The sequence below is a fragment of the Stenotrophomonas sp. Br8 genome, from assembly GCF_014763005.1.
Lineage (GTDB): Bacteria > Pseudomonadota > Gammaproteobacteria > Xanthomonadales > Xanthomonadaceae > Stenotrophomonas > Stenotrophomonas lactitubi.
Map to the genome: position 1 here is coordinate 67,984 of NZ_JACGTN010000008.1, position 22,761 is coordinate 90,744.

Annotated in this window: 18 protein-coding genes; 10 read left to right on the top strand and 8 right to left on the bottom strand. The window is 67.8% G+C overall.

Annotation, left to right across the window (positions count from 1 at the left end):
* Positions 1-149: 149 nt before the first annotated feature.
* Complete coding sequence (locus H3005_RS08430; RefSeq protein WP_191077917.1) at positions 150-1,673, bottom strand: thioredoxin family protein; 1,524 nt, start codon at positions 1,671-1,673, stop codon at positions 150-152.
* Positions 1,674-1,772: 99 nt separating this feature from the next.
* On the bottom strand, positions 1,773-2,252 hold the full coding sequence (locus tag H3005_RS08435; RefSeq protein WP_191077918.1) for a GNAT family N-acetyltransferase: 480 nt from the start codon (positions 2,250-2,252) through the stop codon (positions 1,773-1,775).
* A 54-nt stretch (positions 2,253-2,306) separates the two neighbouring features.
* On the opposite strand from H3005_RS08435, the gene H3005_RS08440 reads away from it, so the two are divergent.
* The 9 genes from H3005_RS08440 (at position 2,307) to H3005_RS08480 (ending at position 13,406) form a co-directional block, all read left to right on the top strand.
* The gene (locus tag H3005_RS08440; RefSeq protein ID WP_191077919.1) at positions 2,307-3,242 is read left to right on the top strand and encodes a TIGR03571 family LLM class oxidoreductase; all 936 of its coding nucleotides are present in this window, start codon (positions 2,307-2,309) and stop codon (positions 3,240-3,242) included.
* A gap of 121 nt (positions 3,243-3,363) precedes the next feature.
* Entirely contained in the window at positions 3,364-3,693 is a 330-nt protein-coding gene (locus H3005_RS08445) for a DUF3817 domain-containing protein (protein ID WP_331273752.1), read from the top strand.
* A gap of 152 nt (positions 3,694-3,845) precedes the next feature.
* Entirely contained in the window at positions 3,846-5,042 is a 1,197-nt protein-coding gene (locus H3005_RS08450) for an MFS transporter (RefSeq protein ID WP_100552724.1), read from the top strand.
* On the top strand, positions 5,039-6,232 hold the full coding sequence (locus H3005_RS08455) for an isochorismate synthase (protein WP_191077920.1): 1,194 nt from the start codon (positions 5,039-5,041) through the stop codon (positions 6,230-6,232). The genes H3005_RS08450 and H3005_RS08455 overlap by 4 nt, the downstream gene beginning before the upstream one ends.
* Entirely contained in the window at positions 6,229-7,881 is a 1,653-nt protein-coding gene (locus tag H3005_RS08460; protein ID WP_191077921.1) for an AMP-binding protein, read from the top strand. Before H3005_RS08455 ends, H3005_RS08460 begins: the two co-directional genes overlap by 4 nt.
* A complete protein-coding gene (locus H3005_RS08465; RefSeq protein ID WP_191077922.1) occupies positions 7,881-8,513 on the top strand; it encodes an isochorismatase family protein in 633 nt (210 codons plus the stop codon). Before H3005_RS08460 ends, H3005_RS08465 begins: the two co-directional genes overlap by 1 nt.
* A complete protein-coding gene (locus H3005_RS08470; RefSeq protein WP_089235878.1) occupies positions 8,513-8,770 on the top strand; it encodes a phosphopantetheine-binding protein in 258 nt (85 codons plus the stop codon). Before H3005_RS08465 ends, H3005_RS08470 begins: the two co-directional genes overlap by 1 nt.
* On the top strand, positions 8,767-12,651 hold the full coding sequence (locus tag H3005_RS08475) for a non-ribosomal peptide synthetase (RefSeq protein WP_191077923.1): 3,885 nt from the start codon (positions 8,767-8,769) through the stop codon (positions 12,649-12,651). Before H3005_RS08470 ends, H3005_RS08475 begins: the two co-directional genes overlap by 4 nt.
* Positions 12,642-13,406 carry a 2,3-dihydro-2,3-dihydroxybenzoate dehydrogenase gene (locus H3005_RS08480; protein WP_191077924.1) on the top strand — a complete coding sequence of 255 codons (765 nt, stop codon included), beginning with the start codon at positions 12,642-12,644 and terminating at the stop codon, positions 13,404-13,406. The genes H3005_RS08475 and H3005_RS08480 overlap by 10 nt, the downstream gene beginning before the upstream one ends.
* Before the next feature lie 92 nt (positions 13,407-13,498).
* Here H3005_RS08480 and H3005_RS08485 read toward each other — a convergent pair whose 3' ends face one another.
* The 6 genes from H3005_RS08485 to H3005_RS08510 form a co-directional block, all read right to left on the bottom strand.
* On the bottom strand, positions 13,499-14,983 hold the full coding sequence (locus H3005_RS08485) for an esterase-like activity of phytase family protein (RefSeq protein WP_191077925.1): 1,485 nt from the start codon (positions 14,981-14,983) through the stop codon (positions 13,499-13,501).
* Positions 14,984-15,005: 22 nt separating this feature from the next.
* Positions 15,006-17,306: a TonB-dependent receptor gene (locus tag H3005_RS08490; protein ID WP_191077926.1), complete on the bottom strand. Its 2,301-nt coding sequence runs from the start codon at positions 17,304-17,306 to the stop codon at positions 15,006-15,008.
* 374 nt (positions 17,307-17,680) lie between these two features.
* Positions 17,681-18,151, bottom strand: a complete 471-nt coding sequence (locus H3005_RS08495) for a DUF2894 domain-containing protein (protein ID WP_191077927.1) — start codon at positions 18,149-18,151, stop codon at positions 17,681-17,683.
* Positions 18,048-18,707: an OmpA family protein gene (locus H3005_RS08500; protein WP_165377349.1), complete on the bottom strand. Its 660-nt coding sequence runs from the start codon at positions 18,705-18,707 to the stop codon at positions 18,048-18,050. Before H3005_RS08500 ends, H3005_RS08495 begins: the two co-directional genes overlap by 104 nt.
* Entirely contained in the window at positions 18,704-20,968 is a 2,265-nt protein-coding gene (locus tag H3005_RS08505) for a DUF802 domain-containing protein (RefSeq protein ID WP_191077928.1), read from the bottom strand. Before H3005_RS08505 ends, H3005_RS08500 begins: the two co-directional genes overlap by 4 nt.
* 10 nt (positions 20,969-20,978) lie before the next feature.
* Positions 20,979-21,632: a DUF3348 family protein gene (locus tag H3005_RS08510; RefSeq protein WP_100552713.1), complete on the bottom strand. Its 654-nt coding sequence runs from the start codon at positions 21,630-21,632 to the stop codon at positions 20,979-20,981.
* A 144-nt stretch (positions 21,633-21,776) separates the two neighbouring features.
* On the opposite strand from H3005_RS08510, the gene H3005_RS08515 reads away from it, so the two are divergent.
* Positions 21,777-22,694 carry a M14 family metallocarboxypeptidase gene (locus H3005_RS08515; protein WP_100552712.1) on the top strand — a complete coding sequence of 306 codons (918 nt, stop codon included), beginning with the start codon at positions 21,777-21,779 and terminating at the stop codon, positions 22,692-22,694.
* Positions 22,695-22,761: the final 67 nt, after the last annotated feature.

Genomic DNA, 22,761 nt, shown 5'->3' on the forward strand with positions numbered 1-22,761 from the left:
GAGCTGCCAGCCATGGGCAGGCACTACTGAACCCGCTTTTGGAACCCTCACCGGCGGGTAGTGCCGGCCGCTGGCCGGCAGCTGGTGATGGTCGGGGGTGCCGGCCAGCGGCCGGCACTACCGGTATCCGTCGAGTTCTGCGTCTGGCGTCAGCTCAACCAATCCTTGCACGCGCTATCAACCTGATCGCCACAGGCGGTCTGCATCCGCTGCTGCAACCGTGCCAGCGTCTCCGCACCCTTGTGCTTCGCACTCCACGCCTGCAGCTGTCCGGCCAGCCGTTCGAAGCGCTGACGCGTGCGCTGGTGGTAGCCGGACGGCTGCTTGTCCAGCTCGGCGATCAACGCCTCGGTGGCCTGCTCGATGCGCGGTGCATCATCGGGCGCCAGCCGCAGCAGGCCTTCCACGTACAGCACGCCCCACTGCACGCGCGTGGCAGGCCCCTGCGCGCCTTCGTAGGCACGCTTCAACCACTCCAGGGCGCCGGCGGTATCACCGCGCTGCTCGGCCAGTTCGGCCAGCTCCGGCATGTAGTAGTAAGGCTGCTCGCTGCGCTTCAGCTCTGCCAGCAGCAAGGCCTCGGCGCCCGCATCGTCATCGACCTGACGCAGCGCGTAGACGGCACTGCTGATGGTGGCCTGGCGCGCATGCGTGTCCGTGGCGGCGGCATCGGCGGCGGCCACGCGCTGCTTCACCCGCTCAACCAGGGCTGCCGGCAGCGCGCCTTCGGGCTGCTGCTGGCGGGCCAGCGCCAGCTCGGTCAGCGCGCGTGACAAGGCATCGTCAGCACGATCACCGCGCGCGGCATCGGCACGTTCCAGCGCGACCAGCAGCTGCTGGCCGAGGGTATTGCTGCTGGCCGGACCGGCGCTGGCCTGCTTGACCAGCCCGGCGCCGGCATAGCCCAGCAGCTCGCGGTTGCGACGTACTTCCGCCGGCTGCGCCAGCACGGCCTGCAACAGCTCACGTACCTGGGTGGGCGCTGTCGTCGGTTTCTCGGCTGTAGCCAAGGCGAGCAGCGCGAAGCGACGCTGCAGCGCCGGTTCGGGTGCGGTCTTGGCAAGTTGCTGCAGCACGTCCTGCGTGCTGCGCTTGCCGGCCAGGCGGTTGGCATCGACCTCCCAGCCGTAGTCGCCCAGCACCTGCCAGTCTTCGGCACCAAGCTTGGCCGGCGTCGCCAGTGCGGTGGCCAGAGTCTCGGCGACGGCGCTGCGGCGGCTGGCGGCGACGGTCAGTGCCCGGGTCAGTTCGGCCGCGTCGTTGCCGCCGGCCACGCGGGTAATTTCGTTGCGCTGCGGGTCGAGCACGATCAGGGTCGGATAGCCGCGCACGCCGAAGCGCTCGCCCCACGCCTGCGCGCCTTCCTCGTCGCCGTCCAGGTACACCGGCACGAATTTGCCGGTCAGGGCGATGAAGGCCGGATCCTTGAACAGCCCGGCCTTGAGCTGGTTGCACGGCGGGCACCACATCGCGCCCCAGTACAGCAGCACCGGCTTGCCACTCTCGGCGGCTTCGTTGAAGGCATCATCCACATCGCCCTGGCGCCAGGCGATGGCAGAGGCCGGGGCGGTGGAGGCGGCCTGCGCCGTCGGCACCGGAGCGGAAGCGGGTGAGCAGGCGCTCAGGGCCGAGGCCAGCAGCAACATGGAAAGCGCGACGCGCATCGGCAGCATCTCGAAGGACAGGGTGATGAGCCATTGTAGGAACGGTCGGGGTGCTGGCTGATGCAGTTTGCTTATGTCGCACGAGCAGCACGGCATGTGGGCTGGAGATCAGTGCGGACCCAGGTCCGCACCCACCGAAGCGGGCACCGTCAGCACCAGCGGCTGGTAGATCAGGCCGTTGAACTGGCCGACGTCACCATCCAGCACGAATCCATAGTGTTCGTAGGCGGGCACCGCGTTGAGCGAGGCGCGCACGGTCATCTGCGGGCCTCGCACCTGCGGCAGCACCGCCTGCAGCAGGGCACGACCAATGCCTTGCCCCTGCAGCTCCGGCGCGACGAACAGCATTGCCAGATGCTGGCCGGCCTTCAGTTCCACCACGCCGACCACCCGGCCTTCCTGTTCGGCCACGAGGATGTGGTTGTCGCCCTGCAGCCGCTCGGCGAACGCGGAGGCTGCGGCCACCGTGCCGAACGTGGCGATGCCCTCGGCGGTGAGCATGGGCGCAATGGCTGCAGTGAACGCCGCCATGCACACCGCGCTGATCGCGGGCAGGTCATCGACGTGGGCGGGGCGGATCCTGGTCATGCGCTGTACTTCCTGTGGCGGGACGACATCAATGCCCCACGCTAAGCTGGCGGCATGACTGATTTCAATCCTGCCCATGCCCGCTTGTTTCCCACGCAGGGCCTCAGCCTTGGCCTGATGACGCCAGTGGCCGCACACGGCCTGGCCGATCCGCATGAGGCACGACGCATCGCGCGGCTGGCCGATGATCTGGGTTTCGCCGCGCTGTGGACCCGCGATGTGCCGTTGATGGTGCCGCAGGGGCCGGATGCGACTGCCAGCGCGCTGGATGATCCATTTCTGTGGCTGGGCATGCTGGCCGCGGCGACCGAACGCATCGTGATCGGCACTGCGGCCATCGTGCTGCCGTTGCGGCAACCGTTACAGGTGGCGAAGTCGGCGTTGAGCCTGGACCGGATCAGTGGTGGGCGCTTCGTGCTGGGCCTGGGCTCGGGTGATCGGCCTGAGGAGTTCGCGGCATTCGGCGAGGATCTGGAAAGCAGGGCAGCGACCTTCCGTGAACGCTGGTCGCTGCTGCGTGCAGCGCTGTCGCCCGAACCGTCCGAGCGTGCGCCGGTGTTGCAGGCAACCGGTGGATACGACGTACTTCCCGCGCCGGCCAGGCGCATTCCGATGCTGGTGGTCGGCACTGCACGGCAGAGCCTGCAGTGGATCGCGCGCGAAGCCGAAGGCTGGGCGACCTATCACCGCGAAGAAACCGCGCAGGAAGGGCGTATCGGTCTTTGGCAGCAGGCCCTGGCGCAACGCGGCGGCACGCCCAAACCGTTCGTGCAGTCGATGCTGCTGGACCTGCAGGCCGACCCGGCTGCGCCGGCAGAACCGCTGCCGCTGGGCCTGAAGGTGGGCCGCGATGGCCTGCGCGACTACCTGTTGCGGGTGCACGCGCAGGGTGTGGCCCATGTGATGTTCAACCTGGTCGACAACGGCCGGCCGATGGACGACGTGCTGCGTGAGATCGGCGAGCAGATCCTGCCGGATACGCTTCGGTAGGTGTCCACCTTGGTGGACACAGCTCTACCGTTCGCCGGGCATGGCCCGGCACTACCCTCGGTTTTCGGATCGTTCGCATCTGCGTATCATTCGCATTTGATATCCACTGTTGGAGCCTTGCGTGACCCACCGCAACCCGCTGCATCCGACCGGACGCCTGTTCGCGATCGTCGCCTTCATCGAGGCCATCACCTGGGCCGGTCTGCTGGCCGGCATGTGGCTCAAGTACGGCCCGCAGGCCAACGTCGCGCTGGTGAAGCTGTTCGGGCCGCTGCATGGCGTGGCGTTCATGGTGTACGTGGCGGTGACCCTGTTCGCGGCGCTGCGCCTGCGCTGGCCATGGTGGGCAACGGGGCTGGCCTTGCTGGCCGCGATTCCGCCGCTGGTGACCCTGCCGCTGGAGTGGTGGTTCAAGCGTCGCGGCCTGCTGTCGGTACGCGCAGCGCAGTGATGCACCCGCGGGTGCATGCCCGTTAAGCGAATGGGTATCAAATGCAAATGCGAGCCGTTATCATTTAAGGATGGCGTCGCCGCCTGACAGGGCGACGTCGCGCAGGGTGCGGAAGCGCCCGGCGTTCCCTCCTTGGTTACGGTTGGTGTTCCATGCATGCACGTCCCGTGGTTCCCGGCTTGCCGGCGCTGGTGTTGGCTGCCCTGATCGGCACCATGGCGATGATGTCCTTCGTCGCCGTCATCGGCCCGGTGGTCCGCCTGCTGGGCCTGTCTGAATGGCATGCCGGTCTATCGGTCACGGCCGCGGGTGTGTTGTGGATGCTGGCCGCTCGCCCCTGGGGCCAGCTCAGCGATCGCATCGGCCGCAAGCGCGTGCTGGTGCTGGCCATGAGCGCCTACACGCTGGTCTACATCGCGTTGGCGGTGTTCATCGATGTCGCGCTGCAGACGATACCGCCGGTGCTGGTCTCGGTACTGGTACTGGTAGGTGCGCGCGGGCTGGTGGGCCTGTTCTATGCGGCCGTGCCGCCAACCGCCGCTGCGCTGATCGCAGACCAGGCCCCACCGGGCCAACGCACAAAGTTCCTGGCCCGGCTGGGCAGCGCCAATGCGCTGGGCATGGTGCTGGGCCCGGCTGCTGCCGGATGGCTTGCCTACAAGAACCTGCCGTTGGCGCTGTATGTGGCGGCGCTGTTGCCGCTGCTCGCGCTGGGCCTGCTGGCGTGGCGCTTGCCTGCCACGCCCCCGGTGGCTGCCGCACAGAACCGCAAGCGCATACCACTGTCGCGCCTCGACCCGCGTCTGCGTCTGCCGCAGATGGCCGCCTTCGTGGCGATGGTGTCGGTCACCATCGCGCAGGTCACGGTGGGCTTCTTCGCCATCGATCGCTTCGGCCTGGATGCAGCCGAAGGCGCACGCATGGCCGGCATCGCCCTGACTGCAGTGGGCGTGGGCCTGATTCTTGCGCAGGGGCTGGTGATGAAGCTGGACGTGCATCCCCGGCGCTGGATCATCCTCGGCGCACTGATCGCCGGCATCGGCTTCGCCTCGGTGGCCGCGGTGCAGCAGACCTGGCAGTTGCCAGCAGCGTACGCGCTTGCGGCGTTCGGCATGGGCTTCGTGTTTCCCTCGTTCCAGGCGTTGGCCGCCGATGCGGTGCAGGCGCACGAACAGGGTGCGGCGGCCGGCACGGTCGCGGCGGCACAGGGGCTGGGCATGGTGGCCGGGCCGATGCTCGGCACCCTGTTGTATCGCGGCGGGGCCAGCCTGCCTTATCTGCTGGTCGGCGTGTTGCTGCTGGTGCTGTGCGTGCTGGCCGCAGCGTATCGGATGAAGGAGACGACATGAACGATTCCCTGATGCAGGGCGCGTGGCCGGAGGCTGCGTCGATGCTGCCGGAGCCCACCGCTGAAGCATCGCTGTTCCTGCTGCGGCAGGCCGATCAGCAGATGCACGCGCGGGGCTGCCGCGCACCCTTGCCGGCGGGCGCGCTGGCGACGTTGGCCGAGCGCGTGGCGACGTTCTTCGCGCAGCAGCGCGGTGGCCCGGGCCTGCTGGTCGGCGCGGTGCCGTTCGAGCCGCGTGCCGATGATGCGTTGTACCAGCCCGAGCGCCTGCTGCCGGCACCGCCCGTGCAGTCGCAGGCAGCGCCGGCGTTGGCCGGAAGGCTAACCGCTGAGCCGTCCGCGCAGGACTATGCAGCGGCGGTGGCGGACGCGGTCAGCGTGATGCGCGCACCCAACCCGGCGCTGCACAAGGTGGTACTGGCGCGCAGCCTGTTGGCGCACACGCAGCAGGCGCTGTCGCCGGAAACGCTGCTGGCCCGCCTGGGCACCGATCCTTCGGTGGCGACCTACGCCGTGCCGCTGCCGGTGGACGTCGGCCAGGCGCCGGCGTGGCTGGTGGGGGCGACGCCGGAGCTGCTGCTGCGCAAGCGCGGTGCGCAGGTACTGTCGCATCCGCTTGCCGGTTCGGCGCGGCGCAGTGCCGATCCGGTCGCCGACGAGCGCGCCGCGCAGGCGTTGCTGGCATCGGCAAAGGATCACGACGAACACCGCCATGTGGTGGAAGCCATCGTCGATGGCCTGTCGCCCTGGTGCAGCCACATCGAGGCGCAGCCGCGCCCGGTGCTGCACGCTACCGCCAGCATGTGGCATCTGGGAACACGCATCCACGCCACGCTGAAGGACGCTGCCACCTCGGCGGCGACCCTGCTGGCCGAGCTGCATCCCACCCCGGCCGTCTGCGGCACCCCGCGGCTGGAAGCACTGCAGCGCATCCGTGCGCTGGAACCGGTACCGCGCGGCTTCTATGCCGGTGCCGTGGGCTGGCTGGATGCACAAGGCGACGGCGACTGGTATGTGGCGATCCGCTGCGCGCGCCTGCAGGGCACCCAGCTGCGCCTGTATGCCGGCGCCGGCATCGTCGCCGACTCGCAGCCCGCCGCCGAGGTCGCCGAGACCGCCGCCAAGTTCGCTGCGCTGTTGAACGCACTGGGCGTGCAGGACCCGCTGCCCTTGATCGAGGTATCCGCATGACGCCGTCCGCCGTTGACTCCCGCCTGCCGCTGCAGCAGCAATGGCCCGAAGCCCTGGTCGCGCGCTATCGGGCTGCAGGTCATTGGCGTGGCGAAACCTTCCCGGGTTTCCTGCGCGAACGCGCCGAGCGCCATGCCGATGACATCGCGGTGGTGGCTGGCGATGTGCGCTTGAGCTATGCGCAGCTCTGGCATGAGGCCGGGCGCATTGGCGCCGGCCTGCTGACGCTGGGCCTGCAACCCGGTGAGCGCGTGCTGGTGCAGCTGGGCAACACCGCCAGTTTCATCAGCACCATCTGCGGGCTGTTCCGCGCCGGGCTGGTGCCGGTGTACGCGCTGCCGGCACACCGCATCACCGAGCTGGCCCACTTCGCCCGCAAGGCCGAGGCCAGTGCCTACATCACCACCGATGTACATGAGGGCTTCGATCATCGGGGCCTGGCGCGCGCGCTGCAGGCGGACGTGCCGGCGGTACGCCACGTGCTGATCGATGGCGATGCGGCCGAGTTCGTCGCGCTGGACTCGCTGCAGGGCGACCGCAGCCAGCTGCCGGCCGATCCTGACCCGCAGTCGGTGGCGTTCCTGCAGATCTCTGGTGGCAGCACCGGGCTTTCAAAGCTCATTCCGCGCACGCACGACGATTACATCTACTCGTTCCGTGCCAGCAACGAAATCTGCGGTATCGACCGCGACAGCGTGTACCTGGTCGCGCTGCCGGCGGCACACAACTTCCCGATGAGTTCGCCCGGCTTCTTCGGTGCGCTGTACGCCGGCGCCCGCGTGGTGCTCAGCCCGGGCCCTGGCCCGGACACGGCATTCCCGTTGATCGCGCGCGAGAAGGTGACCTGCTGTGGTCTGGTACCGCCGCTGGCGCTGCTGTGGGCGCAGGCGGCGGCGACCAGCAAGCACGATCTGTCCAGCCTGCAGGTCCTGCAGGTTGGTGGAGCCAAGCTGGTGCCGGAGGCCGCACGGCGGGTCATTGATGGCCTTGGATGCACATTGCAGCAGGTGTTCGGCATGGCCGAAGGCCTGGTCAACTACACCCGGCTGGATGATCCGCAGGAACTGATCGTTGCCTGCCAGGGGCGGCCGATCAGCGCCGATGATGAAGTGCGTGTGGTCGATGACCATGACCAGCCTGTTGCCGAAGGCGAGGTTGGCCATCTGCTCACGCGGGGCCCGTATACCATCCGCGGTTACCACAATGACGCGGCGGCGAACGCGCGCTCGTTCACCGACGATGGCTTCTATCGCACCGGCGACCGCGTGCAGCAGCTGCCCGGGGGCTACCTGGTGGTGCAGGGCCGTGCCGGCGACCACATCAACCGGGCGGGCGAGAAGATCTCCGCCGAGGAGATCGAAGACCATCTGCTGGCCCATGGCAGCGTGTTCGATGCTGCCGTGGTCTCCATTCCCGACGACTATCTGGGCGAGCGCAGCTGTGCCTTCGTGATCCAGCAGGGCGAGGCGATCAAGGCGCCAGCGCTGAAGGCGTGGATGCGCGGACGTGGCCTGGCCGCGTTCAAGGTGCCCGATCAGATTGTCTTCGTGGACAGCTTCGATACCACGGCGGTTGGCAAGATCAGCCGCCGCGAACTGCGCGCGCAGCTGCGTGCGCGTCATCTGCAACAGACAGGAGGAACGCGCTGATGGCGCTGCCCCGTATTGCCCCGTATTCCCTGCCGACCGCCGCGGAACTGCCGCAGGCGCGTGGCACCTGGCGCCCCCAGCGTGATCGTGTTGCCTTGCTGGTGCACGACATGCAGCGCTATTTCCTTGCCGCCTTCGATGCGGGCAATGCGCCGCTGCGGCCGGCAGTGGACAACATCGCGCGGCTGCTGGGGCATTGCCGTACACACGGCATTCCGGTGTTCTACACCGCCCAGCACGGCGACCAGGACCGCCGTGACCGCGGCCTGCAGGCAGATCTGTGGGGCCCGGGCATGGGCCGTCGTGCCGACCACGAGCCGATCATCGACGCGTTGGCACCTGCGACGGGCGAGCATGTGCTGGTCAAGCACCGCTACAGCGCATTCCAGCGCAGCAATCTGGAGACCCTGATGCGCGTGCGTGGCCGCGACCAGCTGCTGATCACCGGCGTGTACGCGCACATCGGATGCACCGCCACGGCGGTGGAGGCGTTCCAGCGCGACATAGAGACCTTCATCGCTGCCGATGCCGTGGCTGATTTCTCGCGTGCCGACCATGATCAGGCGCTGCACTGGATCGCCCGCACCTGCGGCGTACCGATGACCACCGACCAGCTGCTGGAAGCATTGTGATGAACGCGACGACCGAAACCTTGACCCTGGAGCGCATGCGCGCCGACGTCGCCCGCGTACTGGACTGCCAGGCGGCCGACATCGGTGACGATGACAACCTGATCGATCTGGATCTGGATTCGATGCGCATGCTGGGGCTGGTGCTGGCCTGGGGCAACACCGGGCTGCCACTGGAATTTTCTCAGCTGGCCGAACACACCACGCTTCGCCAGTGGTGGGCAGTGGTGCAGCAGCTGCAGGCCGCGCAGACAGCATGAATGGACTGCCGCTGCCGCTGCCGCTGACCGAGGCGCAGGCCGGGCTGTGGTTCGCCCAGCGGTTGGCACCGGAAAACCCTGCATTCAATACCGCGCATGCGGTGTGGATCGAGGGTTCGCTGGATGTGGCGGCGTTCACTGCCGCCGCCAATCAGGCCGCCGCCGAGGCCGAGGCGCTGGCCTTGCGTTTCGCCGAGGCCGAGGACGGCCAGCCGGTGCAATGGCACGAATCCACGCGGGTGCCATCACTGCAGCTGCGCGATGTTGCTGCTGCGGCCGATCCGCAGCAGACGGCATGCGCCGCGATGCAGGCCGATCGCTCCAGCGTAGTTGATCCGACCCGCGACCGACTGAGCCAGCAGGTGCTGTTCAACCTGGGCGGCCAGCGCTGGGCCTGGTACCTGCGCGTGCATCACCTGGCCACCGATGGCTATGGCATGGCGCTGTTTACTGACCGTGTCTGCGCACTGTATGCGGGCCGCACCGGTAGCGCGTTGCCAGCGCTGGCGGGCGTGCTGGCCGACGATGCCAGCTACCGCCGCGATGCGCGCCGCGACGCCGACAGGCAGTGGTGGCTGCAGGCACTGCAGGGCGCGCCGGCCTCCACCGGCCTGGCCGGAACTGCCGCTGCCAGCGACGATGCCGTGCGTTGGGTGCAGCCGGTGGACCCTGCTTTCCGCGAGCGCCTGCTGCAGGTTTCGGCATCGTGGCTGCAGCCGTGGCCGGATGTGCTCGCTGCATTGGCCGCCGAGTATGTGCGCCGCATGAGCGCGTCCGGGGAAGTCGTGCTCGGCGTGCCCTACATGGCGCGGCTGGGCAGCGTTGCGGCGCGGGTGCCGGCGATGGTGATGAACGTACTGCCGCTGCGGGTGGCGGACGGCGAGGACAGCGTCGAGGAATTCTGCCGGCGCATCGGGCGCCAGCTCAGCCAGGGCCGCAAGCATGGCCGCTACCGTGGCGAGCAGTTGCGTCGTGACCTTGGGCTGGTCGGCGCACAGCACCGCCTGCATGGGCCGTTGATCAACGTACAGCCCTTCTACAAGCCGCTGGCGCTGCCGGGTGTTCAGGCCTCGCTGGAGGTGCTGAGCACCGGGCCGGTGGACGATTTGACACTGGGCTTCCGTGGCGATGGACAGACCCTGCTGGATCTGGAGATTGAAGCGAACCCCGCCCTGTACGATCTGGACGAGGTGAAGGCGCATGCCCGGCGGCTGCTGCATTTCGTGTCGGCGGCGCTGCAGGCCGAAGACATCGCGGCGGTGCCGCTGGCCACGCCGGAAGAATCCAGGCATGTCCTGCATGGATTCAATGCCACCGCCCATCCGCTGCCTGACACCACCCTGGTCGAACTGCTGCAGCAGGGCATGGACCGTGATCCGTCGGCACCGGCGCTGGTGTTCGGTGAGACGACGCTGGACCATGCCACGCTTGAGGCGCGCAGCTTCGCCCTGGCCGCGCAGCTGCGTTCGCTGGGCGTGGGGCCGGGCACCATCGTCGCGGTAGCGCTGCCGCGTTCGCTGGAACTGGTGGTGGCGCTGCTGGCGGTACTGCGTGCAGGCGGCGCATATCTGCCACTGGACCTCGCCCATCCGGCGGAGCGACTGGCGCGCATCCTGGCGTCGGCGCAACCTGTCTGCATCCTGGCAGAGGCCAGCGCACAATCCCGGTTGGCAGACGTACCGGTGCTGCCGCCGGAGCAGTGGACCGATGTGAGCTTCGCCGCACCGTGGCCGGGCCCGATGGGCGACGATCCGGCCTATGTGATCTATACCTCCGGTTCGACCGGCGAGCCCAAGGGCGTGGTGATCGAGCACCGCGCCATCGTCAATCGCCTGCTATGGATGCGCGAGCACTACGGCATCGGTGCCGACGACCGGATTCTGCAGAAGACCCCGGCAACCTTCGACGTATCGGTCTGGGAATTCTTCCTGCCACTGCTGTGTGGCGCGACGCTGGTGCTGGCGGGGCCGGACGCACACCGCGACCCGACCGAGCTGGCGCGATTGATCCGCGTGCATGGCATCACCACCGCGCATTTCGTACCGTCGATGCTGGATGCGTTCCTGGCTGCACCGGCCTCACAGGACCTGCAGCTACGGCGCGTGTTCACCAGTGGCGAGGCGCTGGATGCCGCCCTGCGTGATCGCTTCCACGCGAGGATGCAATCCGAACTACATAACCTGTACGGGCCGACCGAAGCTGCTGTGGATGTGAGCTGGTGGCCGGCGTCGGCCGATGATTGCTCGCGCCCGGTGCCGATCGGTTTCCCGGTCTGGAACACCCGCCTGTATGTGCTGGACGCACGGATGCAGCCCGTGCCGGTGGGCGTGGCAGGTGACCTCTACCTTGGTGGTGTGCAGTTGGCGCGCGGCTATCTCGGCCGCGACAACCTGACGGCCGAGCGCTTCCTGGCCGATCCGTTCCTGCCGGGTGAACGCATCTATCGTACTGGCGACGTGGCGCGCTGGCGGGCCGACGGTGCTGTCGAATACCTGGGGCGCAGCGACCACCAGGTGAAACTGCGCGGCCTGCGCATCGAACTCGGCGAGATCGAAGCGGCGTTGCGCGAGCTGCCTGGCATGGACCGGGTGGAAGTGCTGTTGCGCGATGATCTTCCCGGCGAGGCGCGGCTGGTCGCCTATGTGCCGTCGACTCAGGCGGATGCAGCGGTGCTGCGCAGTCATCTGCTGACGCGGGTGCCCGACTACATGGTGCCGTCTGCGTTCGTAGGCGTGCATCAGTGGCCGGTGACTGCCAATGGCAAGTTGGATCGCGCTGCGCTGCCGAAGCCGCCGCAGCAGGAAGTCGCAGGGCAGGCACCGCGCACGCCGCTGGAGCAGGAACTGGCCGGGTTGTTCGCGCAGGCGCTGGGGCGTGAATCGCCCGTGGCCGTCGATGTGGATTTCTTCAGTCTCGGTGGCGACTCGCTTTCGGCCGTGCACCTGCTGCTGGCCATCGAGCAGCGCTGGCGTTGCGAGCTGGGCCTCGGCGCGCTGTTCGCGCAGCCAACCGTCGCCGCGCTGGCAGCACGCATCGCCGAGCCGCCCGCACGTGCCGATCACGCGTTGGGCCCGGTGATTGCGCTGTCTGCGTCCGACGAGCCAACCGTGGCGCCCTTGTTCGTGCTGCACCCGGCCGGCGGCATTGCATGGAACTACCGCGCGCTTGCGCGGGCGTTGCAGCCAACGCGCGCGGTTTACGGGCTGCAATCACCTGCACTCGATCCCACGCAACCGCTGCCAGGCAGCATCGAGGCCATGGCCAACGACTATGTGCAGCGGGTGATCACGCTGCAGCCGCAGGGGCCGATCCATCTGCTCGGCTGGTCGGTCGGCGGCATCCTTGCGCAGGCGATGGCGGTGCGTCTGCACGACATCGGCCGCGAGGTCGGCGAACTGGTGCTGCTCGATGCCTATCCCAGCGAATGCTGGCGTGCCGAACCGGAGCCCGACCCGATCGCGGCGCTGCGGGCGCTGTTGGCCATCGCCGGGCACGATCCTGACGCGCATCCCGAGCTGGACGACCGCGCGCGCATCCTCGCCTTCCTGCGGCGCGGCGGCAGCGCGCTGGGCAGCCTGCCCGAGGTGGTGCTCGACAGTGTGGTGCGGGCGGTGACCGGAACCAATCGACTGATCCGCGAACACCAGCACCGACCCTTCGTGGGAACGCTGGCGCATGTGCGCGCCGGACGCGATCATCAGGCACGGCCGCAGTTGCAGTCCGCACTGTGGAAGGCCCATGCGCTGCAGGTGGATGCCATCGAGCTGCCGTTCCTGCACGCCGAACTGACCGGCCGCGATGCTGTGGCACTGCTGGCCCCGTGGTTGTCGGCACGTCTGCAGCAGTGGGACAGGCAACAGGAGAATGCAACGTGCAGTTGACTGGTTTTGAAGGAAACGTGGCGCTGGTCACCGGCGCAGCCGGCGGTATCGGCGCGGCGCTGGTGGCGCAGCTGCTGGACGCAGGATGCAGGGTGGTGGCGACCGATCGTGAGCGGCCTGCGCCGGCGACCGACGATGGGCGCGTGCAGGCCTTCGCACTGGATGTCACCGACGGCGCGGCCGTGGACGCCCTGGTCGACCAGGTGGAAGCCACGGTGGGGCCGATCATGCTGGCGGCCAGCGTGGCCGGCGTGTTGCATGTCGGCGAGGTCGTGGACACCAGTGACGCGGATTGGCGCAGGGTATTCGCTGTCAATGCCGACGGTGTGTTCCATGTCGGTCGCGCATTGGCGCGGGTGATGTCGCCGCGCCGGCAAGGCGCCATCGTGACCGTCAGCTCCAACGCGGCGGGCGTGCCACGGCATGGCATGGCCGCCTATGCGGCCTCGAAGGCGGCGGCGACGATGTTCACCCGCTGCCTGGGCCTGGAGCTGGCGCCACTGGGCATCCGCTGCAACATCGTGGCGCCGGGCTCCACGTTGACCCCGATGCAGACCGGCATGTGGGAAGACGAGCAGGGCGCGGCGCAGGTGATTGCAGGCAATCCGGCGACCTACAAGGCTGGCATCCCGTTGCGCAAGCTGGCCACGCCGGAGGACATCGCACAGGCGGTGATGTTCCTGCTGTCCGAGCAGGCTGGGCACGTGGCGATGAGCGACCTGTACGTGGATGGGGGGGCCACCCTGCGTGGGTGAGCATCTGTAGAGCCGAGCCCATGCTCGGCTTATTACGCAATGCGGGAACATTCCGTGCAACGCAGCCGAGCATGGGCTCGGCTCTACAGAATCTATCGTGGCGTGACGGGTAGTGGCTGCGGCAGGGTGAGCCGATACACCAGTACCCGGTTGTCGTTGTCGTACGCACTGTCGCAGTGCTCGCCCTGCATGCGGCAGGTACGGGCGATGAAGTCGTTGTCGTTGCCGATCAGCAGCAGTACGTCGTTCGGGTGCTCTGGATCAAGCGCCGGCAACACGTCCATCGCTTCCCATTTCTCCGACAGCAGTCCTTGGTGCGGGCCGCGCCCTGTATCCAGGTCCAGCCCGGCCCGGGCCAGTTGTGGCCGGTCGAGCAGGTTCAGCACCTCTTTGACGTTGGCGGGCACGATGCCGGTCTTCAAGATCGCATCAGCCGGATCGGCCAGCACCGATGCCGTGCCGGTCTCATATTCCGTATCCACCAGATTGGAAGCCTGCGCCACGTTCACCAGCAGCACCGATTTATAGACGATCGGGTCATCGCCATCCTTGCCCAGGCCATTGCCATCGCGCGCCAGCATCAGGAATCGCGCGTTGTCCAGCGCACGCAGCTCGCTCTGTGCAGCGGTACGGTCGAGCTTGCCCTTGCCGTCATGGGCATAGGCGGGCAGGACCATCACGTGATGGCCGACCGGCTGCGTCGGCGTCGGGTTGTCCGACACGTCGTAGACCAGCACGCGGGTATTGATGCGGCCGGCGGCATTGCCCACCGCGCTGTCCTGGATCAGCGCACTCTGCAGGGCAACAAACAGCCGCGTGCCGTCGGGCGACAGGCTCATGCCTTCCACGCCCTGGTTGTTGCGGCGCCCGGTCTGCGGCGGAGTCAACGATCCAACGGCAGGCTTGCCATCACGTTGTGGCTGGATCGCCAGCGGCGGCACGATCACGCCCTGCAGCTGGCCCTGTGCATCGAAGTAGTAGACGTTGGCGGTGTACTCGTCGCCGATGTAGAAGTGGCCGTCGGCAGTGAACTGCAGGGATTCCGCATCGAGCGCGACCTTGCCGGCCCCCGCGCCCACGGCGGGCGAGGGCAGCACCACGCCACGCTGGTTGATCGTGTTATCACCGGGGTCGGCACCGGTGAAGGGCTGGCCGTTGTAGTCCTTCAGCACCAGGCCCTTGTCGGGCGTCATCGCCACCACGCCGAAGCCCTTGGACGTTCCCTGCGGCCAGTCGATGCGCAGCTTCATGCGTTCCAGGCGGCCGGCGTAGTCGTAGAACAGGCCGGCCTCCGGATCGTTGCGGCCGCGGTCGGGCAGCGTCCACAGCACCCCCTGGTAGCCACGCGCGGTGCGCCGCCACGTGCCCGGCTGTATCGCCAACGACGAGAACGAGCCCAGCGTATCGCCGAGGAAGTCCACGGTGCCTGCCGGCAATCGCCCGGCGGCGACCAATCCCTTATCCACGTAGGTGAAGCTGCCTACGTCCACCGCGCGTGGTGGCATGCCGCGGGCTTCATGCGGTGCGTTGTAGCCGCTGACCGAGAGCGCGGCCAGCAGCAGGGCAGTAGCGGACATCGATGGACTCCTCGGCCGGCGATCAGAAGCGGACGTCGATGGTACCGAACACCTGGCGCGGTGCCGACGCATGGAACACATACAGTTTGCCCGACGGGTCGCTGGGTGCGAACACGCTCGAATCCAGGTTGCTGGCGTAGCGCTTGTCGCCCAGGTTGGTGACATTCAGCGACAGGCGCATGCCCTTGGCGAAGCCGACCTGGCCGAAATCGTAGCCACCGGCCAGGTCGAACACGGTGAAGCCGCCGAAGCCCTGGTCATTGGTATAGGTGTAGAAGCGTTCGCCGGTGTACTTGCCGCGCAGGCTGGCGAACCAGCCGTTGTCGCGCCAGGTGATCTCGGTGGCCAGCAGCTGCTTGGGCGTGTCGGTCTGGATCTTGCCCTTGATCTGCTGCTCGACGCCAGCCTGGACGTAGTTGGAGGCATACGTCGAGCGGTTCAGCGATGCCGAGGTGTACCAGCTGAAGTGCTCGTTCGGTGTCCACAGCACGGTCAGTTCGGCACCGCGGCTGTCGACGCCGCCGACGTTGTAGAAGCGGTTGCCGCAGGTCGGTCCGACCGGCTGCCGCGAGTCGCAGGGGTTGTACTGCAGCAGGCGGTTGTCGAAGCGCACGCTGTAGGCAGCGACCGATGCCTGCAGCGTGTCGGTGACGAAGCGGTAGCCCGCTTCCAGAGAGCGCGATTCTTCCGGTTTCAGGTTGCCCTGCGCGTTCCAGGTGGCCTGGCTGACCGCTTGCGGGCCCAGCTTGAAGCCGCCCTGGAACATGGCGATGTTCTCGGCGTAGCTGGCGAACACTTCGTGATGCTCGCTGAGGCGGAAGTTGGCGCCAACGCTGGGCAGGAAGTTCTTGCTGGCCTTCAGCGAACCGGTGGCGAACTGGTTGTTCGAGCTTGGCGAGATCGGTGTCTTCGCATCGCCGGGCAGTGCCTGCGCGTCGGAGGTGGCATGCGGACTCTTGGCGCCGAATTCCAGGGTCAAACGGTCGTCAAGCAGGCGCCAGGTGTCCTTCAGGAAGAACTGGTGGGTTTTCCAACGCGTGCGCTGGGCGAACACACCCACATCCGAGGGCAGGGTGTTCATGCCGCTGAGGTCACGTGGTCCGTCCACCGCAGTCTGGTAGCGTTCGGCGCTGCTGGTGTTGCGTTCGTACCAGACGCCACCTTCGATGCGGTGCGCACCCAGTTCCCAATCGAACGACAGCGTGCCGCCATCGCGATCGATGGTGTAGATGGTGTTGCGGAAGATGATCGGGATTTCCTGCGCAGTGCCCTTGTTCGACCAGGCGCCGCTGTTCCAGTTGTGGCCTTCGCCGCGATCGTCGTGGTGGTAGGCCAGCGCCCGCAGGGTGAAGCCGTCGGCGAGGAAGAAGTCGCCGGTCAGGTAGTACAGGTTGTCATCGCGCAGGATCTGCCCGGCGGTGAAGGCGCCGTCGGCGTCCTTGTCAGGACCGCTGTTGTCGCACTTCTTCGCGTTGAGGCTGGCGGTGTTGCAGTAGGCCTTGGCCACGGCCTTGTTCCAGTCCGGTGCGTAGCCGCCCCAGTCCCAGCCCAGGCCGCGGGACATCTCGTCCTTCGAAAGGTAGAAGTAGTCGGCCTGGCTGGTGCGCGAGGTGTCGACGAAGCCGGTGATCTGGCCGCTGCCGAAGTTCCACACGCCCTTGGCGTTGAACTGTTTGGTGGTGGACTTGTTGTAGGCGGTCTGGTCGTTCCAGAGGTCCGAGACCGCGTTCATGCCCGACACGTAGCCGGAGAATCCGTTGTATTCGCCGCTGTCCACGCGCACGAAGGTGCGGCGGTTGGCATCGCTGCCGAAGGTCTGCACCACGCGGCCGCCCAGTTCCTGCGCCGGTCGGTCGGAGGTATAGGAAATGGTGCCGCCGAGGTTGCTGGTGGACGGCGTGCCGAGGCTGCCGATGCCCACCGCGAGTTCGGCGCCTGCCATGTTCTCGCTGATCAGCGCACGGTTGATGGTCAGGCCGTTGTAGTTGTTGTACGCGCCATCGCCCAGCGGCACGCCGTCCAGTGTGTAGCCCAGGCGGGTGGCGTTGAAGCCGCGCAGGCTGAGGGTCATCGACTGTTCGTTGGTACCCAGCGCATCGGCCGACTGCGCGTTGACGCCGGGCAGCAGGTTCAGCGTTTTCTGCAGGCTGGTGCCGGGCGGCAGGATGTCCAGGTTCTCGCGGGTGATGCGCTGCACCTGGCGCGCCTCGCCACTGCCGATGACTGAAACGGCATCGAGGTCGGTGGCCGATGGCGCCTGCTGCGCCCATGCGGTCGGCGCAAGGGCAAGGGACAACGCAGCAGCCAACAGGGTCTTGGTCATGGAGCAGGCACTCAGGCAGGCGCGAGCCGCCGCATGGAAACGGAGCTCAGGCAGATGAAAGGGGAAACACGCGATGCGATCACAGACGCCGGAGGCGCCGTTCGATCAACGTGAAAATGGTGCGCTAGACAGATGACTGTCTGGTGACACGGTCATCTGTGCTTGCGACTGGGCCGGGTGGCGGCACTGCTTTGAACGTTGGAACGACCGGCGCACTGCTGTGGTAGAAGCCAACCTTGGTTGGCCTGCGCAGCGTCGAATGGACGCTGCGCTACCCGGTTTGTGGAGCGCCAACCAAGGTTGGCATCTACCAGGAGCGCGGATCAGGAATGTCGTGTCCAGAAGCGCGGTTCGAGATCGGCGTCAACGCGCGCTCAATCCGCCTTGCGTGGCTTGCGCGTGCGCTTGGGCTTTGCTGCGTCACCGCTGCTGGCTGCACCATCCTGCAAGGCCTGCAGCCACGACAGCGTATCGACGTAGTCGATGAAGTGGCGCAGATACCCGGGGCTGGTCGCCTGCATCGTGTCCAGCATGCGCTGCACCAGCACTGCCGAGTTCAGTGGGCCGCCGTCGGCCGGGGCCTCGGTGCGCAGCGAGCGGCGCACCTGCAGTTCGCTGCGCAGTTCGGACCACTCGCGGCGCACGTCGTCCAGCATCGGCACCTGCGGATAGTGCGCAAGTGCACGCGAGCCGGCATCCAGATCGCGCACCAGCGCACGCAATCCATCCAATGGCGAGGACTCAGCTGCCATCGCCGCTCTTTTCACCCGGCGCAGCAGCCTTGGGCTTGGGAATCGGCGCGATCTCCACGCGGCGGTTGCGCGCGCGGCCCTCCTCGTTGGCATTGGAGCTGACCGGCTGCTCGCTGCCGAACGCAGCTGCGAACACCGCATCGGCCGGTACGCCGTCGGCGATCAGGGTCCGGGTCACCGTCAGCGAGCGCTGTGCGGACAGCTCCCAGTTGTCGGCGAAGCGGCGGTTGCCTTCGCGCACCGGCGCGTCATCGGTGAAGCCGCTGACCATCAGGATTTCTTCGCGCGAACCCAGGTACGCCGCCAGCGGCGCAGCAAGGCTGCGCAGCAGCTCCTGGCCTTCCGGCTGCAGCTGGTCGGAGTTCAGCGCGAACAACACGTTGCCGCTGATACCGATGCGGCCATCCACCAGCGTCACCCTTCCGGCGGCGAGCGGGCCGGCCAACGCCTGTTCCAGCGTCTGCAGGCGCTTGGCCTCGGCCTGGCGCTGCTTGACCTCCTGGTCCAGTCGCTGTGACAGCTCCAGCTGCACCGCAACCACGCCGACCAGGATCAGCACGAACGCCCCCAGCAGCACCGACATCAGATCGCCGAATGCCGCCCAGATCGGGGCGTGCGAGCCGCCGTCGACCTCCAGCTCGTCGCTCATGCGCTGCCGGCCTTGCCGCGGCGCGCGGCCAGCTGCTGCAGTTCTTCCATCACCTGTTTCTGCGACAGCAGGCTGAGGTCGACCACCTCGCGCGCCTGTGCCACGTAATACGCCAGCTGCTCATCGCTGCGCGCCAGCGAGGCATCCAACGCACCGCCGATCTGCTCCAGGCGTCCCGACAGCTCCGCCGAAGCGCTGCCGAACTGCTCGACCGCAGAACCGAAGGTGGCGGCCAGCTGACCTACCTCACCGGCACTGCCGTTGAGCAGGGTGGCGATGCCATCGAGCTTGCCGGTCTCGGCGGCGATGTGGTCGGTGAAGCGGTTGCCGACGCGTTCCAGCAGCTCAGCCGAACCGCCGACCAGCGCGTCCACCGCCGTGTGCTGTTCGTGCGAGGCGTGGTTGATCGCCTCCAGCAGGGTCTGCACGGTGGCCAGCAGGTGGCCACGCTCCTCCAGCATCGCGTTGTCGCGCACCAGGCTTTCGGACAGGGTGCTGCGCAGTTCGTTGATGACCTCGGCCGCGGCCTTCGGCGCCTCGGCCGCGGTCTGCAGCAGGGTGGATACTTCGGCCAGCGTGGCGCTGGCCTGTGCGCGGCCGTTCTCGCCGATCTGCTGCGCGGTCTGCGCCAGCGTGTCGCACACCTGCTGCTGCTGCGCGGACAAGCGTTCGCCATTGGCCTGCAGGCGCTCGGCCAGCTCGGTCGAAACGCTCTGCAACGCCTCGCTCCAGCGCTGCAGGCGCTGTTCGTCAGCGGCCACCAGCTGAGCCTGCAATGCGGCATGCGCCTGCTGCAGCTCGGTACTCACCGCGTCCCAACGCAGCTGGCGCTGCTGTTCGCGTGCATCCAGGCCCGCCTGCAGTTCGGCGTGCGCCGTGGCGGTGGCGGCCTGTGCAGCCTGCCAGTCCTGCAGGCGCTGTTGTTCGTGGTCCTGCAGCAGCGACTGGCCGGCGGCGTGGCGCTCATCCAGCGCCTGCAGCAGCGTCTGCGCACGTTCGTCCAGATGGCTGCTGGCACGCTGCAGTACCTGCTGCTGACGCTCGACCAGTTCACTGTTCAACGCATGCTGCTGTTCGGCAGCGGCATGCCAGGCGTCGGCGTTGGCGCTGGCGTCGGCCTGCAGGCGCTCGCCGATGCGCACCACCAGCGCTTCACTCTGTGCGCTTTGGCCTTCGCTGAAGGCCTGCAGATGCTGGCGCAGTTCAGACACCAGTGTCTGCTGCGCGCCGGTCTGCTCAGCCACGACGTTGGCCCAGCTGGCCTCGGTGGCCAGGCGGCTGCGCTCGAAGCCCTCTGTCAGGCCCTTCAACTGCTGCTGCACCGCGTGTTCGACGCGCGAATGCAGCGCCTGGCCGTGACTGGCCAGACCAGCCAGCGTGGTTTCGGCCATCGGTTGCAGCGCGCCCCCGATGGCGGCGGCACTGGCTTCGGCACCTTCGCGCAGCGACTGCTGCAGCGAGGTGGCCAGGCGCTCCTGCAACGCCTGGCTCTGCGTAAGGAATTCGGCCTGACCGGCCAGCAGGCGCTCATTGGCGGCCGCGCTGTGCTGTTCGAAGGTGCTGGTCATCGCGTGCAGGCGATCGACCAGCGCAGGCAGCGCTGCGGACTGCGACTGCAGCAGGCGCAGCGACTCGGCACGCTGCCAGGCTTGCGAATACGGATGCAGGTCAGTGGCGATGGCGCGGTCCAGCTGCTGCACCACCTGCAGGCGGTCGCGGCGCAGCAGCGCCGACAACAGGCCCAGCATGGCCGAACTGGCGACACCGGCGATGGACGTGCCGAACGCCACCGCCAGGCCCTGCACTGGCGAGGCCAGCGAGCCGCGGATGGCGGCCATGTCGGTAGCGCTCTGCAGGGCCAGGCCCGTGCCGCGCAGGGTGTCCATCATGCCCAGCAGCGTGCCGAGCATGCCCAGCAGCACCAGCAGGCCCACCAGATAGGGGGTCAGCACCGGCGAGGGCAGGGCGGTGCGCTCGCCTTCCACGCGCAGTCGCACGGCGTTGCGCAGGCTCAGCGGCACACGCTCCAGCCACGGCGCCAGGCTGTCCTTGGCCAGCGAAACGTCATTCAGCGCGGCGCGCAGGCCATTGCTGGCCTGCCGGTAGCGGTACAGCTCCACGCCACCGGCGATGTAGCAGGCCGCAATGATCGCTGCCACGGCCGCACCCAGCGGGTGAACCGAGACATAGCCGACACCGATCCAGCACACGGCCAGCAGGCCAGCAAGGAAGACAAGGACGTGGAAAACAGTTCTGGACATGGTGTTCCGGTCAGTGTGAGCGCAGGGCGGCAAGCAGCCCCTGGATCGGGTGGAAGCGCAGTTGCAGCTCGGCGAGCAGCAGCGTGCGCATGTCGTGGCGGAAGGACGCGCGCCAGCCGGGCTGGCCGTGCACGCGTTCGAATCGGGCACCCAGCACTGCTGGGGCGGTGGCGAGCAGGCTGTGCTCGCGCGGGCTTAAGGTCTGTTCCATCACCGCATCGACCTCGGCCAGCCGCGCCAGCTCCGGTGATGCCAGCACCAGCTGGTCACGCAGGCGGCCGCGCAGGCGGCCGGTGGCGGTCTGGATGGCCTGCTGCAGCACGCGGTAGCGCTGCCGCAGCGAAGCGAAGTTGGGTGCCGCAGCGGCCTCGGCCAGGTCCAGCAGGCGCTCGGCCTCGGCATCCTCGCTCAGCGAGGCCAACAGGCTCGCTTCGGCCTGGGCGCAGTCGGCCAGCAGATCATCCAGCGCTTCGGCGGCCTCGGCCGGTTCAGCCAGGCGGTCATCCAGCGCCCCCGCAAGGGCCACGGCACGGCTCCAATCCACCCACTGGCCGAGGCGATCGGTCAGGGCGGGACTGGAGGCCGGCATCGCGCCGTCGCTGAGACGGGCGAGCAGACGGAGGAAGTCCGGTCCACCCAGGACCGGCTGCGCTGCGTTCGCCATCAAGGGGGTGGGGGCCAAAAACCGTTGATTTTACAACCAGATGAGGGCGGCCGTATGAAGGCGGGGCGCGGGGGCAGCAACGATCGGGCCACAGGGCTTAAAATGGTCGGCTGTACCACCGTACCCCGACTTCTGGAGCTTGAGATGACCGTTGCGCAGTTCTACCCGATCGGCACCCCCGGACAGCCCTGGGGCGACGTCGAACGAGCGCAGTGGCGGGCCCGCCAGCAGCGGCAGCGCAGCTACCACGAAGACGTGGTGGCCGCGCTGGAACGGCTGGACGAGCGCTTCGACGTGGTCCAGTACGGCCAGCTGGACTACGCCCCGGACCACTACCCGCTGTTTGCGGTGGTGAACCACGACTGGAACCCGGCTCTGCCCACCGCGCTGGTCACCGGCGGCGTGCATGGCTATGAAACCAGCGGCGTGCATGGCGCCCTGCAGTTCCTGGAACAGCATGCCGAGCGTTACCTGGGCCGCTTCAACCTGATCGTGGCCCCGTGCGTGAGCCCGTGGGGCTACGAGCGCATCCAGCGCTGGAATCCCAATGCCATCGACCCCAACCGTAGTTTCCGTGACGGCGGCCTGATCGAAGAAGCCGCCTCGTTGATGCGCTGGGTGGCCGAACGCAAGGCCAACATCCGGGTCCACCTGGACCTGCACGAAACCACCGACAGCGACCTGCACGAGTTCGACCCGGCCCGTTGCGCCCGCGACGGCAAGCCGTTCGAGCGCGACACCATTCCCGATGGCTTCTACGTGATCGGCAACAGCGAAGACCCGCAGCACGAATTCCAAAAGGCACTGATCGCCGCGGTGGCCCCGATCACCCACATTGCCCCGGCCGACGCCGAAGGCAATCTGGTGGGCATGCCGCTGCAGTCGCCGGGCGTGGTGTGGGGCGAGTCGCGTTCCATCGGTGCTTGTGCCGGCTTCACCGATGCGCTGTATGCCACCACCACCGAGGTGTACCCGGACAGCCCGCGCACCAATCCGCAGGAATGCAACGACGCCCAGGTGGCGGCGGTGTGTGCGGGGTTGGATTTCGCCCTGGCCAATTGAGGGCTGTGCCGTAGCGCCGGGCCCATGCCCGGCCGGCTTGATCGGCGGCAGGATCAGCCGGTGCCTT

Excerpts from the sequence above, each read along its gene's own strand:
- H3005_RS08485 (WP_191077925.1), bottom strand. The coding sequence starts at position 14,983 with ATGTCCGCTACTGCCCTGCTGCTGGCCGCGCTCTCGGTCAGCGGCTAC.
- H3005_RS08470 (WP_089235878.1), top strand. The coding sequence starts at position 8,513 with ATGAACGCGACGACCGAAACCTTGACCCTGGAGCGCATGCGCGCCGAC.
- H3005_RS08460 (WP_191077921.1), top strand. The coding sequence starts at position 6,229 with ATGACGCCGTCCGCCGTTGACTCCCGCCTGCCGCTGCAGCAGCAATGG.
- H3005_RS08430 (WP_191077917.1), bottom strand. The coding sequence starts at position 1,673 with ATGCTGCCGATGCGCGTCGCGCTTTCCATGTTGCTGCTGGCCTCGGCC.
- H3005_RS08465 (WP_191077922.1), top strand. The coding sequence starts at position 7,881 with ATGGCGCTGCCCCGTATTGCCCCGTATTCCCTGCCGACCGCCGCGGAA.
- H3005_RS08500 (WP_165377349.1), bottom strand. The coding sequence starts at position 18,707 with ATGAGCGACGAGCTGGAGGTCGACGGCGGCTCGCACGCCCCGATCTGG.
- H3005_RS08440 (WP_191077919.1), top strand. The coding sequence starts at position 2,307 with ATGACTGATTTCAATCCTGCCCATGCCCGCTTGTTTCCCACGCAGGGC.
- H3005_RS08455 (WP_191077920.1), top strand. The coding sequence starts at position 5,039 with ATGAACGATTCCCTGATGCAGGGCGCGTGGCCGGAGGCTGCGTCGATG.
- H3005_RS08450 (WP_100552724.1), top strand. The coding sequence starts at position 3,846 with ATGCATGCACGTCCCGTGGTTCCCGGCTTGCCGGCGCTGGTGTTGGCT.
- H3005_RS08495 (WP_191077927.1), bottom strand. The coding sequence starts at position 18,151 with ATGCCAACGAGGAGGGCCGCGCGCGCAACCGCCGCGTGGAGATCGCGC.
- H3005_RS08490 (WP_191077926.1), bottom strand. The coding sequence starts at position 17,306 with ATGACCAAGACCCTGTTGGCTGCTGCGTTGTCCCTTGCCCTTGCGCCG.
- H3005_RS08515 (WP_100552712.1), top strand. The coding sequence starts at position 21,777 with ATGACCGTTGCGCAGTTCTACCCGATCGGCACCCCCGGACAGCCCTGG.
- H3005_RS08475 (WP_191077923.1), top strand. The coding sequence starts at position 8,767 with ATGAATGGACTGCCGCTGCCGCTGCCGCTGACCGAGGCGCAGGCCGGG.
- H3005_RS08435 (WP_191077918.1), bottom strand. The coding sequence starts at position 2,252 with ATGACCAGGATCCGCCCCGCCCACGTCGATGACCTGCCCGCGATCAGC.
- H3005_RS08505 (WP_191077928.1), bottom strand. The coding sequence starts at position 20,968 with ATGTCCAGAACTGTTTTCCACGTCCTTGTCTTCCTTGCTGGCCTGCTG.
- H3005_RS08510 (WP_100552713.1), bottom strand. The coding sequence starts at position 21,632 with ATGGCGAACGCAGCGCAGCCGGTCCTGGGTGGACCGGACTTCCTCCGT.